The sequence below is a fragment of the Larkinella harenae genome (assembly GCF_054780515.1).
This window is the reverse complement of record NZ_BAAGWE010000001.1, coordinates 703,788-719,868: the sequence shown is the minus strand read 5'-3', so window position 1 is coordinate 719,868 and position 16,081 is coordinate 703,788. Positions and strand designations below refer to the sequence as shown.

The 16,081-nt window shown below is 50.8% G+C and carries 12 protein-coding genes; 2 read left to right on the top strand and 10 right to left on the bottom strand.

Annotated elements, in window-relative coordinates; all coding sequences use genetic code 11:
• Positions 1-46: 46 nt before the first annotated feature.
• On the bottom strand, positions 47-2,125 hold the full coding sequence (locus ACYVH9_RS02945) for a M16 family metallopeptidase (protein ID WP_460634797.1): 2,079 nt from the start codon (positions 2,123-2,125) through the stop codon (positions 47-49).
• A gap of 39 nt (positions 2,126-2,164) precedes the next feature.
• Positions 2,165-3,559 (bottom strand): M16 family metallopeptidase, encoded by a 1,395-nt coding sequence (locus ACYVH9_RS02940; RefSeq protein WP_460634796.1) that lies wholly within the window; start codon positions 3,557-3,559, stop codon positions 2,165-2,167.
• Between the two features lie 240 nt (positions 3,560-3,799).
• Here ACYVH9_RS02940 and ACYVH9_RS02935 point away from each other — a divergent pair, with 240 nt between their 5' ends.
• Positions 3,800-4,129 carry a hypothetical protein gene (locus ACYVH9_RS02935; protein ID WP_460634795.1) on the top strand — a complete coding sequence of 110 codons (330 nt, stop codon included), beginning with the start codon at positions 3,800-3,802 and terminating at the stop codon, positions 4,127-4,129.
• Here the strand turns inward: ACYVH9_RS02935 and ACYVH9_RS02930 are convergent.
• The 5 genes from ACYVH9_RS02930 to ACYVH9_RS02910 all read right to left on the bottom strand — a co-directional run bounded on the left by ACYVH9_RS02930 (position 4,126) and on the right by ACYVH9_RS02910 (position 8,996).
• Positions 4,126-5,304, bottom strand: coding sequence for a cation:proton antiporter (locus ACYVH9_RS02930; protein WP_460634794.1), 1,179 nt, complete (start codon positions 5,302-5,304; stop codon positions 4,126-4,128). The two genes, ACYVH9_RS02935 and ACYVH9_RS02930, sit on opposite strands and share 4 nt — an antisense overlap.
• A 78-nt stretch (positions 5,305-5,382) precedes the next feature.
• Positions 5,383-6,888: a 1-hydroxycarotenoid 3,4-desaturase CrtD gene (gene crtD / locus ACYVH9_RS02925; RefSeq protein WP_460634793.1), complete on the bottom strand. Its 1,506-nt coding sequence runs from the start codon at positions 6,886-6,888 to the stop codon at positions 5,383-5,385.
• Between the two features lie 54 nt (positions 6,889-6,942).
• A complete protein-coding gene (locus tag ACYVH9_RS02920; RefSeq protein WP_460634792.1) occupies positions 6,943-7,821 on the bottom strand; it encodes a PE-PGRS family protein in 879 nt (292 codons plus the stop codon).
• Between the two features lie 104 nt (positions 7,822-7,925).
• Positions 7,926-8,591, bottom strand: a complete 666-nt coding sequence (locus ACYVH9_RS02915) for a hypothetical protein (RefSeq protein ID WP_460634791.1) — start codon at positions 8,589-8,591, stop codon at positions 7,926-7,928.
• A 66-nt stretch (positions 8,592-8,657) separates the two neighbouring features.
• Positions 8,658-8,996: a PadR family transcriptional regulator gene (locus ACYVH9_RS02910; protein ID WP_460634790.1), complete on the bottom strand. Its 339-nt coding sequence runs from the start codon at positions 8,994-8,996 to the stop codon at positions 8,658-8,660.
• Positions 8,997-9,101: 105 nt separating this feature from the next.
• Here ACYVH9_RS02910 and ACYVH9_RS02905 point away from each other — a divergent pair, with 105 nt between their 5' ends.
• Positions 9,102-10,928 (top strand): ABC transporter ATP-binding protein, encoded by a 1,827-nt coding sequence (locus ACYVH9_RS02905; RefSeq protein ID WP_460634789.1) that lies wholly within the window; start codon positions 9,102-9,104, stop codon positions 10,926-10,928.
• A gap of 1 nt (position 10,929) precedes the next feature.
• Here ACYVH9_RS02905 and ACYVH9_RS02900 read toward each other — a convergent pair whose 3' ends face one another.
• The 3 genes from ACYVH9_RS02900 to ACYVH9_RS02890 form a co-directional block, all read right to left on the bottom strand.
• Entirely contained in the window at positions 10,930-11,988 is a 1,059-nt protein-coding gene (locus ACYVH9_RS02900; RefSeq protein WP_460634788.1) for a zinc-binding metallopeptidase family protein, read from the bottom strand.
• A 144-nt stretch (positions 11,989-12,132) separates the two neighbouring features.
• Positions 12,133-13,218, bottom strand: a complete 1,086-nt coding sequence (gene xrtN, locus ACYVH9_RS02895; RefSeq protein WP_460634787.1) for an exosortase N — start codon at positions 13,216-13,218, stop codon at positions 12,133-12,135.
• Positions 13,205-15,847, bottom strand: a complete 2,643-nt coding sequence (locus ACYVH9_RS02890) for an XrtN system VIT domain-containing protein (RefSeq protein WP_460634786.1) — start codon at positions 15,845-15,847, stop codon at positions 13,205-13,207. The genes xrtN and ACYVH9_RS02890 overlap by 14 nt, the downstream gene beginning before the upstream one ends.
• Between the last annotated feature and the right edge of the window lie 234 nt (positions 15,848-16,081).

Genomic DNA, 16,081 nt, shown 5'->3' with positions numbered 1-16,081 from the left:
GATCTGTCAGCGGTTTTTATGAAAACCGTGACGTTAAAAGCCGCCTTTACTGTACGACAAACTCTTTGTCATCCAATCCGGTATTAACCACCAGCGACTGCGTTTCCATTTTCAGCACCATCGGCCCCATGTTCTGGGTGAGGGTTTGCGGGAATTTAACCCCATTGACCTCTTTGTAATTACCTAGGCCGGTATTGACAGAAATTTCGCCCTGCGGCCCTTGCTCAACGGTTGCATACTGTGTTTTCAAACCAGTCTGAACATCATAAAAAATGGAAATCGTCTTGCCACCTAGCGACACATCCACTTTGTATGCGTCTTTTCCGTCTACTTTTTCGGTTCCCACCAGTGTTGTCTTAGCGCCCAGCGTTGCGAACAGCAATTCAGGGAAAGCCGCATTTTTCAACATTTCGACCTTCGCTTCATTGTTGGTAAGAATCTTGGCTTGCCCTCCGCCTTCCATCTTCACTTTTTCACCGTCGGAAGTCACTTTCTGCAGTACCTGCCCCATGGCCGTTACAGCGAGCGAGTATTTATTCAGCCCTTTTTGTTTACCAATCACCTCAACCTTCGTTCCCTGCACTTCGGTGCTCATTTTCTGGGTCATATCGGCAATCTTGGTGATGGCATCCTTCCCGCCGATGGCCTTCAGGTAGTTATCAACCACCTGATCTGCGGTTACCCCCGTTGGAGCGGTCGTCAGTTTCCCCGCCAACGAAGCTTCCACTTTATTTCCGTTTACGTCGTAGTAAGTAACATCGCCAAACCGCTTCAGTTTATCGGCCACCTCCGACGCCTTTCCAACGACCACAATATAAGCGTGCTCCGGATCAATGAGTTTAGACGCAGCGGTCTGTACCTGATCTTCCGTCACAGCGTCTACGTTCTTCAGGTAATTGGAAAAGAAGTCTTCCGGCAGCTTATAACGAGCGGTATTAATCGCAAAATTGGCAATCGTTTCGGGGTCTTCCAGGGTGAAGATAAAGTTGCCGGTAAAGGTGTTTTTCGTATGGCTCAACTCCTCAGCGGTTGGCTTTGCACTCCGGATGGCTTTCAGCTCGTTTATGAATTCCGCTACGGCGCTGTCGGTCACAGCATTCCGGATGCTCGCGTTGGCCCGGAACCGTCCTACCAGCCGATCACTCGTCAGCGACGAATAAGCGCCATAGGTGTATCCGTGTTTTTCGCGCAGGTTATTGAACAAACGGGCATCACTACCGCCCAGAATATCATTGGTCAGGCTAGCCTGAATTGACTCGCTGGTGTACGGTTTTAACTGAACCGGGTGCGTGATGTATACGATGGATTGCACGGCGCTGGGCCGGTCCACAATGGCTACCGTGGTTTTTGCGGGCGGCTTCGGCATGTCGTAGTTGGGTTTGGGCACCTCGCCCTTTTGCCACTTGCCAAAGTATTTTTCAATCATCGACCGTGCTTCGGCGGGGGTAATGTCGCCCACAACGGCCAGATAGCCGATATTGGGCCGGTAGTAGGTCTCGTAGAACTTACGGCAATCGTCCAGCGTAATCCGGTCAACGGTTTCTTCCGAGTCAGGTTCGCCGTACGGATGATCTTTTCCGTATACCAATATGCTGCTCACGCGGGTAGCAATCGCCGACGGGTTTTCCTTCTGGGCCGCCAGACCCGACTTGGTTTGTTTTTTTAGCTTATCCAGTTCTTCCTGCGTGAATTTCGGATTCAAAACCACATCCGACATCAACTCAAGCATTTTCGGGGTGTGCTTTTTCAGCGACATGGCGTAAACACCCGTTGGCGAGGTACTCAGGCTCCCACCGATAAAGTCAACCGCTTCGTCGATCTGATCCTTCGTCCGGGTTTTTGTCCCGGTTTTAATTAGCTGGCTGGCAATGCTCACATAACCCGCTTTCTCGCCTTCCCGAATGGGCAGGTAATCAAACAGCAGGCTAAAGGCTACCCGGGGCAGCTTATTATTCTGAACAACAAACACTTTTAAGCCGTTGGCGAGGGTAAACGAAACGGGCTTTCCAACCTTAATTGTAGGTGCCGGTCCGTCGGCGGGTAATTTTGTCCGGTCAAGCGTTTGCGCCTGCATCGACAAACCGAGAGCGAGCAGCCCCGCGGTCAATATATATTTTGGTTTCATCATTTGTTTTCAAAATGCGTTTATCGAATTCAAACGGGCCTATTCGCTCTTCTTGGGTTCCATCGCTTTCGGCAGGTAGTAGAGCACAACGCGGTTTTCTTTCGTCAGGTATTTATTAGCCACCCGGCGCAAGTCTTCCTTTGTTACTTTGTTGTACCGTTCCAGTTCGGTGTTGATCAGGTTGGCGTCGCCCAGGTACATTTTATAGTTGGCCAGACTTTCGGCAATACCCGCTACACCCGCGTTCTGATTCACGAAATTGGTTTCGATCTGGTTTTTCACTTTCTGGAATTCAGCATCGCTGACAAGGTCCTTTTTCACTTTTTCGATCTCCGCATTCATACCTGCTTCCAGGTCTTCGGCCTTCACGCCCATGTTGGCAATACCAATGGAAATAAACAAACCGGGGTCTTCGGTCGAGAGCGGAAATACGCCGGTCTGCACGGCTTTCTGTTGCTTATCCACCAGTTCCTTATTCATCCGGGAACTCTCGCCCGCAGCCAGCAACGTTTGCAAAACATCCAGCGCGTAATAATCTGGATCGCCCTGTGCGGGCATGTGGTAGGCCTGAAAAACACCCGGCAGTGAAACATTATCATAGATAATGTCGCGCACCTCGGCTTTTTGTTCCGGTTCTTTCACATCCGGGCGGAACGGTGTTTTGGCACCTTTCGGAATTTCACCAAAATACTTCTCGATGAGCTTCTTTGTCTCCTCCGGATTGATATCGCCGGCAATGGACAAAATGGCGTTGCCCGGAACGTAGAACTCCTTATAAAAAGCCCGGAATTCGTCAATTTTGGCCGCGTTCAGGTCTTCCATCGAACCAATGGGTGCCCATTTATACGGGTGTACTTTATAGGCATGACTCAACACCTGCGGAAAAAAGCTGCCATAGGGTTGGTTCTCATACCGTTGCCGCCGTTCCTCTTTTACCACCTCACGCTGGGTTTCGACGCCTTTTTCATCCACTTTGGCGTGCAGCAACCGCTCTGATTCCATATAAAGTCCCAGCTCCAGTTTGTTAGAAGGCAGAATTTCGTAATAAAACGTGCGATCATTGGAGGTGTTGGCGTTCAGTTGCCCCCCAGCGGCTTTAATGATTTTCATGTATTCGCCCCGCTTGATGTTGTCGGACCCTTCAAACATCAGGTGTTCGAAAAAGTGTGCAAAACCCGACCGCCCCGGTTGTTCGTTTTTTGAGCCTACATGATACATCATTGTGACGGCCACCAACGGAGTTGTGTTATCCTGATGCAGAATAACATGCAGCCCATTGGGCAGATCGTATTCCGTAAATTTAATGCGAGGGGCTGTCGATGCTGCGGCCAGTTTGGGCGCGGGCCGGGGCGCCGTCGGTTTCTTGGGCGTTTGCGCTATAGCCGACCAGAGCAGGCATTGGCTCAACGCAACGTAAAGCACGGTTTTTTTCATAAAGTGTTTACTAAAATAGAGAATAGATTAATTCCGGTATTCCGGCCATTTTCAAATATACAATTGTTTTGTTTTGGGGAAACAATCTAAGGGAGGGGCATCTGTTAAAGTTTGTCAAAAGGCTGAATGTGAGTGGCGAACGGCAAACTCTCTCAATTTGTTAAACCAAAAAGACCGGGTGTAAACGCCGGGCCGGTATCTTTACCCGAGAAAACCGTTTTACAGGACTGAAAACCGACTATGATCGTTGTCCGGATTCCCTTTTTATGGGTTAGCGGCATGGCCTTGTTTCCGTTCGTTTTGGTACGAACCAAACACCCGGATGCTTTCCTGCTTCACCACGAACGCATTCATCTCCGCCAGCAACTGGAGTTGGGAATTATCCCGTTCTATGTCTGGTATTTGCTGGAATACCTCGTTCGTCGCTGGCAGTACAATGACCATTATCTGGCCTACCGCAACATCAGTTTTGAACGCGAAGCGTTTGCCAACGAACATAATTTACTGTACTGGAAAACCCGAAAATGGTACGGTTTCTGGGCTTACCGTCAACGTATTCGAGAATCTTAGAGGGGTTCTGTTTCGCGGTAACTGACGACCCCGGCCATCATTACCAAAGCCGTTAGCAACACCACTACCATCAGTATACCGTCGCGAAAACCCACCAGCTTGAGGTTTTCCGGAATGCTCAGGTACAACAGAATCGTAATCAACCCGCGCGGGGCAATAAAAACGACCGGATTGATGCTTCCGGGCAAGGATAAACGCAGAACGCTTGCCCGCACCGCGTACAGAATCAGCAGCAGCAGAAAACCGACAATCAATGCATCCGCTTCGATAAGCGACTGTACGTTAGAGGCATACCCAAACAGCAGAAAGAAAAAAGTCCGGACAATGAACGCGCCTTCTGCCGTCAGGTTTTTGAATTGATCCAACTCTTTCTCAAACAGATCGTTTTTAAAAATCTGATCGAGCCGACCCCGGATGAAGAGTTCGGTATTGTTCAGGAATAGCCCAAAAACCAGAATCAACAAGAGCGGAGAAAGCTGATAAATCCGGCTCACGGCATACACCAGAAACAGCACCGAAATAATCGGCAGGAATTTGATATGATGGCTAATTTTACTGATCAGGTACAACAAAAAAAAGCAGCAGATCAGGGATATGACCACCATGATCAGCGTGTCTTTGGCAAACGACAAGATGGAAAAAATACCACCGGAAGCGTTGTAAACCAGAAAATTAAAAATCATGACGCCCAGAATATCGGACAGCGATGATTCGTAGACAACAAATTCGCGGCTGGACAAATTCAGGTTTCTGGTGGCCGGAACAGCCACAGCACTGCTGATGACCGCAAAGGGAGTAGCCGCTACCAGACACTTGAAAAACGACGCTTCCATGAGCACGTAAAACAGCGAGGCCATGAGCAGCGAGGTAATCAGAATTGATGAAAGCGACGCCCAGAAAGCCCGCCGGATCATGCCCAGTTTATCTCCCGTCAGCTCAAGCTCCAAAGCCCCTTCCAATACAATCAAAATCAGCCCCAGAGTACCCAGCGTGGGCAAAAGAGTGTCAACATACGGCAGTTGAAATGCAAAGTAGTTTGTCACCTGACGCATCAGCATCCCCGACGCCAGCAGCAGAATCACCGACGGCGTTTTGTAGCGGCTACTGAGCAAATCGAATACGTAAGAAATCAGAACCGATAAACTGAAAATAATAATCAGGTACGAGGTATCCATGCCGTCGAGTTTCGCTGCAAAAACGCAATATACGGTTTTCAGACTTTCGGTGTTCAGCGGTCTTTATTACCAGACAAACTATACGAGACCGGTTGCAATCTGGGCCGACAGCAAACACAGCGGAATGCCACCACCCGGATGAACGCTGCCCCCCACAAAATACAGATTGCTGAATTGTGGAGAAAAATTGGCGTGACGCAGAAAAGCCGCAAACCGGTTGTTGGAACTGTTGCCATACAATGCGCCCTGCGAACTCGACGTACGGCTTTCGATGGTTCGAGGGTCCAAAATCGACTCACAGGCAATGGAAGCGGCCACATCGACCCCCAGATTCTGGCTCAATTTCCGGAGCACGTGCTGCCGGGTTTCCGCAATCAGGGCATCCCAGTCCTGCCCGGAATTATTGGGCGCATTGATCAGGATAAACCAGTTTTCGCAACCGGGGGGCGCATCGTCCGGTTTGTGTTTAGACGTTATGTTGAGGTAAACCGTTGGGTCATTTGACAATGTTTGCCGGTTGAAAATGTGGTCAAATTCGGCGCGGTAATCGTTGCTGAAGAAGATGTTGTGCAACCCTAATTCCGGAAACTCCCGCTTGATTCCCCAGTAGAAAATCAGTCCGGAACTCGATTTGGGTTGCCGTAAAATCCGCTCCGGCTGCCGGGCCTGTGGCAGCAGTTTCCGAAACGTACTGACCACATCCATGTTGGAAATCACAACGTCGTAGGGCAGATGACTTGGAGCAGTGGGTGCCGCTGACGCGCCCCTGCCTGCCTGCCTGCTGTCCGCTGGTACAACGCCCACCACGCGCGCGCCTTCCGTCACCAGTTTCGTCACGCGGGTGTTGAAATGAAACCGTACACCAAGGTCTGTCGCCAGTTGAACGAGGCTGTTGGTAATGCCAATCATGCCGTCTTTCGGAAAAAATGCCCCAATATTGTATTCCAGATGCGGAATAATGTTCATGGTGGCAGGTGTCTGGTACGGATCAGAACCGTTGTAGGTTGCGTACCGATTAAAGAGCTGGACGAGCTTCGGATTCCGAAATCGTTGTTCATTCGCCTGGTTCATCGTTTTGAACACTTCCAGTTTCGGCAGATTCAGGTAACCATACAACGCATCCCGGTTGAACCAGGTCGACAGTTTATGCAGCGAACGGTGCAAAAACAGCTTCTCGGTAATGGAATATTTGGTTGCGCTGTCGGCCAGATGGGTCAGCAATGTGCTGGCGGGTTCGCCGAGCTGTGTTTCTACCTCATGGGCAAAAGCCTCCCGATCAGCCCAGGCCGTCAGATGCGTGCCATCATCCCAGAAGTACTGGCACGTTTCGTCCAGCCGACTATAATCAAAATAATCCTTGGGATTTCGACCGGCCAGTTGAAACAGTTCATCAACCAGGTGTGGCATGGTAAACAGCGAAGGACCGGCATCAAACCGAAAACCGTCCTGCGTGAACCCCGACAATTTACCACCGGGATAGGCGTTGGCTTCGTAAATATCAACCCGGTAGCCTTTGAGCGATAGCCGGATCGCAGCCGCAATTCCGGCAATTCCGGCCCCGACAACAGCAGCAGTTTTGGACAAAATAATGAATGGTAAAGCGTTGAGCGGACACGCTGGCCCTCGTTTTTCAACTTTCTACAACCGTTTGTAGTAGTTCAATGTTACAGACGGCTGGCTTCCTCGTTCGGGCAACGTGTAATAACCGTTGCTGCCTTTGTCGAAACAAATTGCTTCACTCTGTATGCCCAGGGGATCGCTGGCCACTGATTTATAGGCATTTTTCTGCAACGCATCCGCCATCGACTGCCCTTCATTCCGGCGCCAGTGGTAAGCTCCCAGGTAAGAGATCAGCAGAATTTCATTGCCATCATCCGACACACTTCCGCCCGTGATCAGGGTCAGGGGAATTTCGCCATAGTAATCGGCCCTGATCACTTCGGTCGTGCTCTGTGGGTAGGGCAAGCGGTATACCCGCACTTTCTCTTCGGCTTTACTGATCACCCACAAATCACGGGTTTGGGGGTCCAGCAAAATCGCTTCCGCATCGCGCGGGCCGTCGGGATACTGAAAACTGATGCGCTCAACTCCGCTGATGGTTTCGTCCAGGTTTTTCGGTTCGGGAAAACGGTAAATGTAGCTAACTTCATTCTGCTTGAAATTGTCGCCAATGTCGGCCAGGTACAGATAAGAAAGGCCATTCTGAGGTCCCGGTCCGATGGCCATATCCTCCCAGTCGCGGTTAACGACCCCGTTTAGCAGAAAGCGTTTGACCAGTTTTCCGTCCGTCGTCAGCAGGTTGATTTCGGCGGGGTTTCCGCTGTCTTCATGAACCCACAAACGCCCGTCCATCGTCCGGCTGGCGGCCATTCCGGACGCTTCATCCACCAGGCCCGGTTCGACGGTAAACTTTTCCGGGGTGGTCGAAAACCGGTCGGATTTTGACGGATTGGGCGAAATGATTCCACAAGACGAGAGGAACAGGAGCAGGCTCGCAGCCAGGTGACGGAAATGCATGCGTTCGATTCAAGGTTGGTTGTATGCTACAAATAACGCGAAAACCGGCCTATATGATTAGTAAGCAGCCCGAATTTTGACTGAACGCATTAGAGCAGGCATTACTAGCGGGCAATTTTATAATAAAATCGCTCCTGGTAAAGTTGCAGAAAGGTTAACGCATAGATCAGCAGTATGCAGGCCAGACCCGCCGAAAAGGCAGGATATTCCTGAAAGAAAAAAACCGGCTTGTTTTTATTTCCAACAAAATAATCGACCAACTTGGCAAAATGTATACTAAAAATAGGCAAGTTAGCATTCTCGTTCATGTACTGCCAAACCAATTTACGCGAATCGGTATGACGGTTTTCCCGTCGCAGAACAGCGTATAGCAGAATTAACCCAGGACTGATAAACAGTGCGCAGATTATAAGGTAAAGAACTCCGGGTGAAAGCACCGTTGACAACAGATAGAGCAAGCCACAGATTAGTAAAGTGGTTACGATCGTTGGCCAGCGGAAATAACTTTTTACAATTTCTTTATGGCGATCCGATACCTGCTTACGGACATTCTTCACAAAATCTTCCTGAATTTGCAGCAGGCCAACCCCCTCGCCTAGCGCAACCCAGGCTTCATAGCTGGCCTGCCCGAAAGTCTGCCCATTGGCCATTGCCTGTTCAGTCAGGGTTGCGTAGTGATCTAGCAGCTCGTTTTCAACTTCCTCGTATTCAATATGCGCCAGTGTCCGTAGGTCATGACGTAATACGCTAATTTGGTACTCAGCAAGCATACTTAAAGCCGTTTACTGTTTCTAAAAATCCTAATCTCAACTAGTTGGCCGGTGCTCAATACGGTATCAGATAGCCGGTTTTAGCGTCAAAAGCCGTTGCAGATTTTCCAGCATCATGCTCAGCTCCGAAATCCGCCCGGTAGCTTCGGTATGCCCTTCTTTAGTCAACGAGTAATACTTCCGGGCGCGGCCTTCCACCACCTGTGTGTCGGTGCTCAGCAAGCCTTCGGCTTCCATTTTGTGCAGCGCCGGATAAAGCGCCCCTTCCGTGATAGTCATCTGACCCGCCGTCAATGCTTTTACCTTCTGCGTAATCTCATATCCGTACATCCGTTCCTGCTCTTCGAGTAGCTTCAGAATTATAACGGACAAACTGCCTTTAAGGACCTGTTGATTGCTGCTCATGAAGGCAATATACCAACAAAATCAATATACCCATAATTCTTATGCATCATTCTTATCCTCTCCTCTCATACACAACACCATAATCATCGTGTATCTTTGTACCGCATGAAGACTTACTTTCGCTTACTTTCGTACGCCCGGCCGCTGGGCGGTTTTCTAGCGCCGTTTTTAGTTACTTCGCTGTTAGCCAGCGTGTTTGGCGTACTAAACTTTACGTTACTGATTCCGCTGCTGGATGTCCTTTTTGATAAGGTTGATCCGGTGGAATTACAGAAGCTGCTCAGTCAGCCTGCTCCAACCCTATCGCTCGACACTTCTCCTATTGATGTTTTTCGCTATCACTTTGCCCGCTTTTTTCAGGAGCAGGGCAAACTGGGTGCCCTGCGATTCGTCTGTTTAACGGTTGTGGCAACGGTGTTACTAAACAACCTGTTCAAGTATCTGTCGGTGCGGCAGCTGGAATCTTTCAAAGCCCGCATGGTAGCCCGTTTGCGCGAAACGGTTTTTACCAAGTCTATCCAACTGCACCTGGGTTTCTTTTCCAATGAGCGCAAAGGCAATCTCATCGCCCGCATTCTGACCGACGTACAGGAGGTAGAAAACTCGATTGCCAACAGCCTTTCGGCGGTTTCCAAAGAACTTTTTCTGCTGGTTGCCTACATCATTACGCTGTTCAACATCTCGGCCAACCTGACTTTTTTTGCCCTGCTGGTTATTCCGGTTTCGGGCGGTTTTATTGCCATGCTCGTCCGCCGGATGAAACGCGATGCACAGGCCGGACAGCAGCGGCTGAGCGGTATTCTGAGCCTGCTCGACGAAACCTTCGGTGGCATGCGCGTGGTGAAAGGATTCAATGCAGAACCGTTTGTCACGCAGAAATTTCAGGATGAAAATAATGGGTACCGGCAATCCATTCAGGCGCTGGCCAACCGGCGCGAGCTGGCTTCCCCTTTTTCCGAATTCATGGGTGTAACGGTGGTTTCGATCATTCTGCTCTACGGCGGCTCCCTGGTGCTGACTCAGCAGTCGGATCTGTCGGCGTCGGATTTTATTACGTTCATCGCTATTTTTTCGCAGGTAACGCGCCCGGCCAAAGACATTTCCAACGCCTTCAGTGGCTCGCAACGCGGCATTGCCTCAGGCGAACGGGTGCTCGAACTGATCGATACCGTACCGGCCATTCAGGACAAACCCAACGCCCTCGCCATCCAAGATTTTCAGCGCAACATTGAAGTACAAAACGTATCGTTTGCCTACCACGCCGATCGACCCGTTCTGAAAGGAATTAATTTTACGCTTGAAAAAGGCAAAACCGTTGCGCTCGTCGGTTCGTCGGGTAGCGGCAAATCGACCATCGCGGATCTGATTCCCCGGTTTTACGACCCTACGGGTGGCCGGATTCTCATCGACGGCATTGACTTACGCGATGGCACAACGCATTCCATCCGCAGTCTGATGGGCATTGTGACGCAGGAAAGCATCTTGTTCAACGACACGATTTTCAACAACATCGCTTTTGGCAGCAAAGCCTCCGAACAGGAAGTGATCCGGGCGGCCCAAATCGCCAATGCCCACGATTTTATCATGGCCCAGCCTGACGGCTACCAAACCGTAATCGGCGACCGGGGAGGGCGTTTATCGGGTGGACAGCGGCAGCGCATCAGCATTGCCCGCGCCGTTCTGAAAAATCCGCCCATTCTGATTCTGGACGAAGCTACGTCGGCGCTGGATACCGAATCCGAAAAACTGGTACAGGAGGCTCTGACGCGCCTGATGGCAAACCGCACGACGCTGGTCATTGCCCACCGGCTCAGCACCATTCAGCACGCCGACGAAATTCTGGTGGTTCAAAACGGTGAAATCGTCGAACGCGGTACACACCAGGACTTACTCGGAATGGAAGAAGGGGTCTACCGGCGTTTAACCGTATAAGCTATTTTCGCCGGGTCTGGTAACAGACCTGGTGAATGAAGCTCAGTTTTTCCATGACACCGGGTGGAATAATGAACGGATACAGGTCCGAATGCCCCATGCTGCGGTTTAAGTTGTTCATTGCAAACGCCAACGGGCCCCATAAATCCATCAGGGTTTTGAAATCTTCGGGATCGTACGGATCAACTTTTTCTTCTACAGCGCCCACGGCGTCTACAACGGACTGAAACCGGACACTCAACCCGAAGGCGTGGGCGGTTTCCAGCGTGTCCAGAATGTGCATGTAATGGGCCCAGGTTTCCGCCCAATCTTCCCACGGATGTGCAGTGGAATAGGCACTGATGTAATTCAGGTTCCAGCCCGCCGGGGGGCCTTCCCGGTAATGTCGACTCAGGGCATCCTTATAACTCTGGCGTTCGTCGCCAAACATTTCGCGATAGTCGTCGATCCGCTCAGTTCCCCGAATCAGCCGATCCCAGTAATAGTGGCCAATTTCGTGCCGGAAGTGGCCCAAAACCGTTCGATACGGCTCGTCCATTTTCTGCCGGGTCATCTCCCGTTCGATATCATCCGCTTCCGCAATATTGATGGTGATCAATCCCCGTTTGTGGCCCGTTCGTACCCGGCGCTGCGTGCCGTCGGCCAGAAAATCAAACGAAAGGCCGTTGTCGGGATCGACCGATTTGCTCATCAACGGCAAGTTCATACGGTGGAGCGCGTAGATCAAGCGGTGTTTGGCAGTTTCGATACCCTTCCAGCGTTGCAGGTATTCTGATTTACTCAGATTCGGAATCGTCCGGTTTAATTTACAGGCTTCGCAGTAGCGCGATTTCTGCCCGTCTTCTACCAGCCAGTTACACACCCCGTATTGGTGATTAGCACAATACCGATAAACGGTTTCGCCCCGATCGTAGATTCGAAAGGTATCGGTATCGTGGGAAACCAGCGGCCACAACTCCAGCTCCTGAGGGACAAAACCCAGCGGATATTCACAGTGGGGACAGCGCGTATTTTCAAAATAAATGGGCTCTCCGCAATGTGTACATTTAAAAAGCTTCATACTCCGACAGATTGAGGAATTAGCAACTCCTCATCTTAAATACTGACTTTCAATAATTTCTCCTAGTAACGTCAATTTACCAAAATGGTTCGATCACGTGCCTGGATTCACACAAAACCTCCTTCAAACTGCTAGGCTTCAAGTTTACAGCCACAAGTTATGCTTTTCGTTCAACCAGCTTTTCACGGCGTCTTCGAGCACTACAGGGTGGGCGGCTGTTACATTAAGGAGGGCAAAAGCGGGATCGCCCCGAAGCATTCGCCAGCGGAAATCGATCTGTCCAACGGTTTGGTGCGTCCCGTTGGTAAACCACCAGGCCGTATACAGCCGTTCGCTCCCCCGTTGAATTAGTCCAACGTAGATCAAATGTCCATTGATCCGTTTTTCCTCGATGGCTCCAAACACATAACCGCTGCCCTTCCAGCAAACCGTTGGGCTGTGTTCAGCACTGTACGCCGTCCGGACGGGTTTCACATAAACCAGTACCCCCTTTTTGCTGTACTGCCTAAAACCGTTCTCGACCTGCTTTTCAGCATAACCAGCCGGGATGTCAATCCGAACTGACCGCGCCGGTGGACCATTCCGAACCGTTCCAAAAGCGACCAGGCCCACAACGCTATACAATAATGCCAGCCGCATCCAGACTCGCCCCCCCAAAACCGGCACCGGTTTTCCGAATCGCTGGTACAGGTGACGCACTCCCTCGTTTAAGGGGACCAACAGGTAAAAAACCAGGCACATCAGGCCGATTGCATCGTGAGCAGGATTCTCGGGCCGGATCATGAAAACAACCAAAGCCAGCATCCGTAGTAGGTTGGTTAGCAACAGCAATACAACCGTACCGACGGCCACCAGTACCAGCCAGCCCAACGAAAGCCGCATTCGTGTACGGTTTTCCAGATGAATGACCAGAAACAATCCGGCCAGCGCTGCCAATCCCGTCATTTGCAAGCCGATACAGGCTGGGTCAACGGCAAAGTCCGTTCCGTTTAGCCGAATCAAATTGCCGCTTGCGCTGGCATCGGCACCGGTTATGCGCAAAACAGCCACAACCCAGGCGCTCAAATGCAGCCGGATCGGAAATCCGAAAACCGTTGTAAACCAGCGCAAAACCGGTGATACCAGCAAAAAGCCGCCCAATAATCCCCCCCAACGGACACGGGCGGGTGTTAGCAGAACATAAACGGCCAGCGCCAGTCCGAGCCCAAATGTCAGATCAAACGCCCACATGCCGTTTTTTCCACCAATTGTATATTCCCCAGCCCAGCAGCAGCAGAAGTAACGCCCACTCGTGCGGTTCGGGCACCGCGCCTGTGTTTTTCAACGTCGCATTTTCCAGCCCATCCCGCGATTTCCGGATGCCGAAACGGTCATAGTCTTCCTGCGTCTCCAGGACAATCAGACTCGACACCGGTGAAACGATGTTGGCCTGCTGAGCATCAGCCAGAAACGAATCCTGCGTATAGTTGTCGGCTAAATAAGACCGCCCGATCTGCTTCAGCAAGTGGGTATAGGCGTACAAACGAAACACATGGTCAGGGATATTCGCTATCGAAACGGTATTCTTCGCGTTCGGCGTACGCACAATCCGCACGCCCGATTGGGGAAGTACCACGGTGTCATCACCATGCGTTTGTCGAAAAAAACGGTTTTTCGTCAGCAAGCCCTGCAATTCGCGGAGGGTACCGTAATCCGTTTGAAAAATACCCAGCTCGCTCAGCGTTTTCACCAGCTCGGACGGTTTCGACAGGCAAAAGGTCCGCAAGGCCGGTTGGTTCACCGGATCATGCTTGAGGCCTTTCTCATAGGCGCTACCGGCCAGATCGTTCAAATAAGGCCCCATTTCCGCGCCCTTTGTAACGAGCAAGGCCGACGCCCGATTCGGAATTCGGTAGAACGGAAATACGCTAAACCGCTGCTGCCGGAGTCGCTCTGTCAATTCCTTACGGTTTTGGGGAGTAAGCCGCACCAATCCTTCATCATAGACCCAAACGGGACGGGTTCCGACCATTTTCAGAACCGCATCGGTTTCGTTCTCACTCCAGTTTTGATTCAGATCCAGAAAAATAGCTGTTGGGTTGAATACTTCCGTCTGTTGGCGGACGCTTTGCAGGGCATAGGTGTTGCTGCCAAACCGAAATCCATTCGGTGCCAGCGGTGGCGCGTCGAAACGAAATTCCCAAAGCGGTTGATACGTCGACTCGCTGATGATTTCATGCTCAACAGGTTTGTCCAACCAACCCGGTTTCAGAAAATCCGGCCAAACCGGATGGTGCGGTTTTTGCGAAAAATTCAGCTTAACGGTTTCGGTCGCTATTTGCCCGTCCGGCCCCTCAAACCAGGAATTTTCATACACGAGCTGAGCCGGTCCATCCAGGCGGTTTTCGAGCCGCAGGGGCGACGTGATGCCAATTTTAAACTGGCGCGTGCCGTTCGGTGGGCAGGGGAACACCCGCACCGTTACACGGTTACCTTCGTGCCAGTGAACCACCGCCGGGTCGCGGCTTTCGACGCCCACAATGGTACGATAAGCAGCATTGGCGCGGGCTTTTGTGGTTAATCGGCCTTTTTCCTCCCGCCCGTTGATCCACAACGACAGCGACGTAACAACTGCGCCTTCTGGTACATGAAACGTGTATAGAGCTTCCTGCGGACTCCATCTGTCGCCATTTTGGACCTGAAGCGTTTTTTCGGTATAAGCCAGACGGTATTCCGGATAAATTCGGGCTTGCGTCAGCACATTGGTCGTCCGCAGAGCCGTACCCCGCCACAGCCGCTCTTCAGTCTGATGCCGAAATCCATACTTTGTCCTGACGATTTTGGCTTTATCCATATCCGAATTACCAGCCGTTACGGGTCTCTGATACGCCGTAGCAATATACACCAGTGGATCATGCCGCTGGTATTCTACCTTCGCTCCGAATAAGCTCCCTGCTTGATCTCCGGCCTGGCTATATTTTGTTCCTGCTTTCAAATACCGATCCGTCACCCAATTATCCGGTAAGCGTTGCGCCAGTAATAGCCAGACCGGAAATTCGTCGTCCTTACGGGCATTGGCCGCGTTCGATTCGTACCGGACCTGCGTATCCACCTGGGTCCACTGGTACAAAAACCAGACAAGCACGAACACCGGCACCAATAGCCCGGCAACAACAGCAGGCTGCCGGTGTTCGTGTTGGATCCAGCTCCGCCAGAGTATCCTGCCAATAGTAACTGCAATCAGCAGCGGAATGAACGCATGCACGCCAATGCCCAACAAAAGAATACCCGGGACACCAAAAAAATAGTACAGAAACAGGTAAAGCGCCTGGTAGAAAAACAGACCCCAAACCACCGCCAAGCCAAACACAAGCCCCTGTTGGCCCCGCACCGGCAGCTTATCCAGCCAGGCAACGCCCAGCATCAGCAGACCGGACAACACCAGTAAACCTTGTAACCACGGCACCGACTCCTGAAAAACCGGTAAGTTCCGGTTTAACGCATAGGCACTAAGCAGCCATAACACCAGAGCAGCCATCCGCGCGGATCGCCCTTCGGGGGGTTGCTCACCCAAAAACCGTAACTTTTTTTCCTTCAATAAATCAATGGTATAGGCAATCGCAATGGCGTAATGAATCATAAAAACCAGGAAACTATGCTGGTCTTCATGGCGAAGCACATAGTAGTCGTACCCCGCAAACAATAGGGCCGATAAGCCTACCCACAGGAGTCCCCAGCGGACGTCTAACTCTTGAAAAACCTTCCACCATTCGGGAGGTCGATTGGTTAGTTCTGAGGAAAATTCCGGCTCTTCCACCGAATGAGATCTGGAAGGCGAAATGTTCGTTTCGCGCACAGTTGAGGCTAAAGGTTTTTCCATCATTTTAAAATTAAAAGAACTTTGTAAATCAAAGTAAAAGAAAAAACACTGTCAATTATTTCCTCTAAATTATTTTTCAGACAAAAAAATGAGACTGATTTACAAACAGTTGCCAAAAACCAAAGTACTTGTCTCCTACTTAAAGGCAAATGAATGAGCAAGCTAAAAAGTTGACCCAGCTATTAAGCCGGCTCACCAATCAATTCAGACGTTTCAGACTGGTTTTCAATTTCA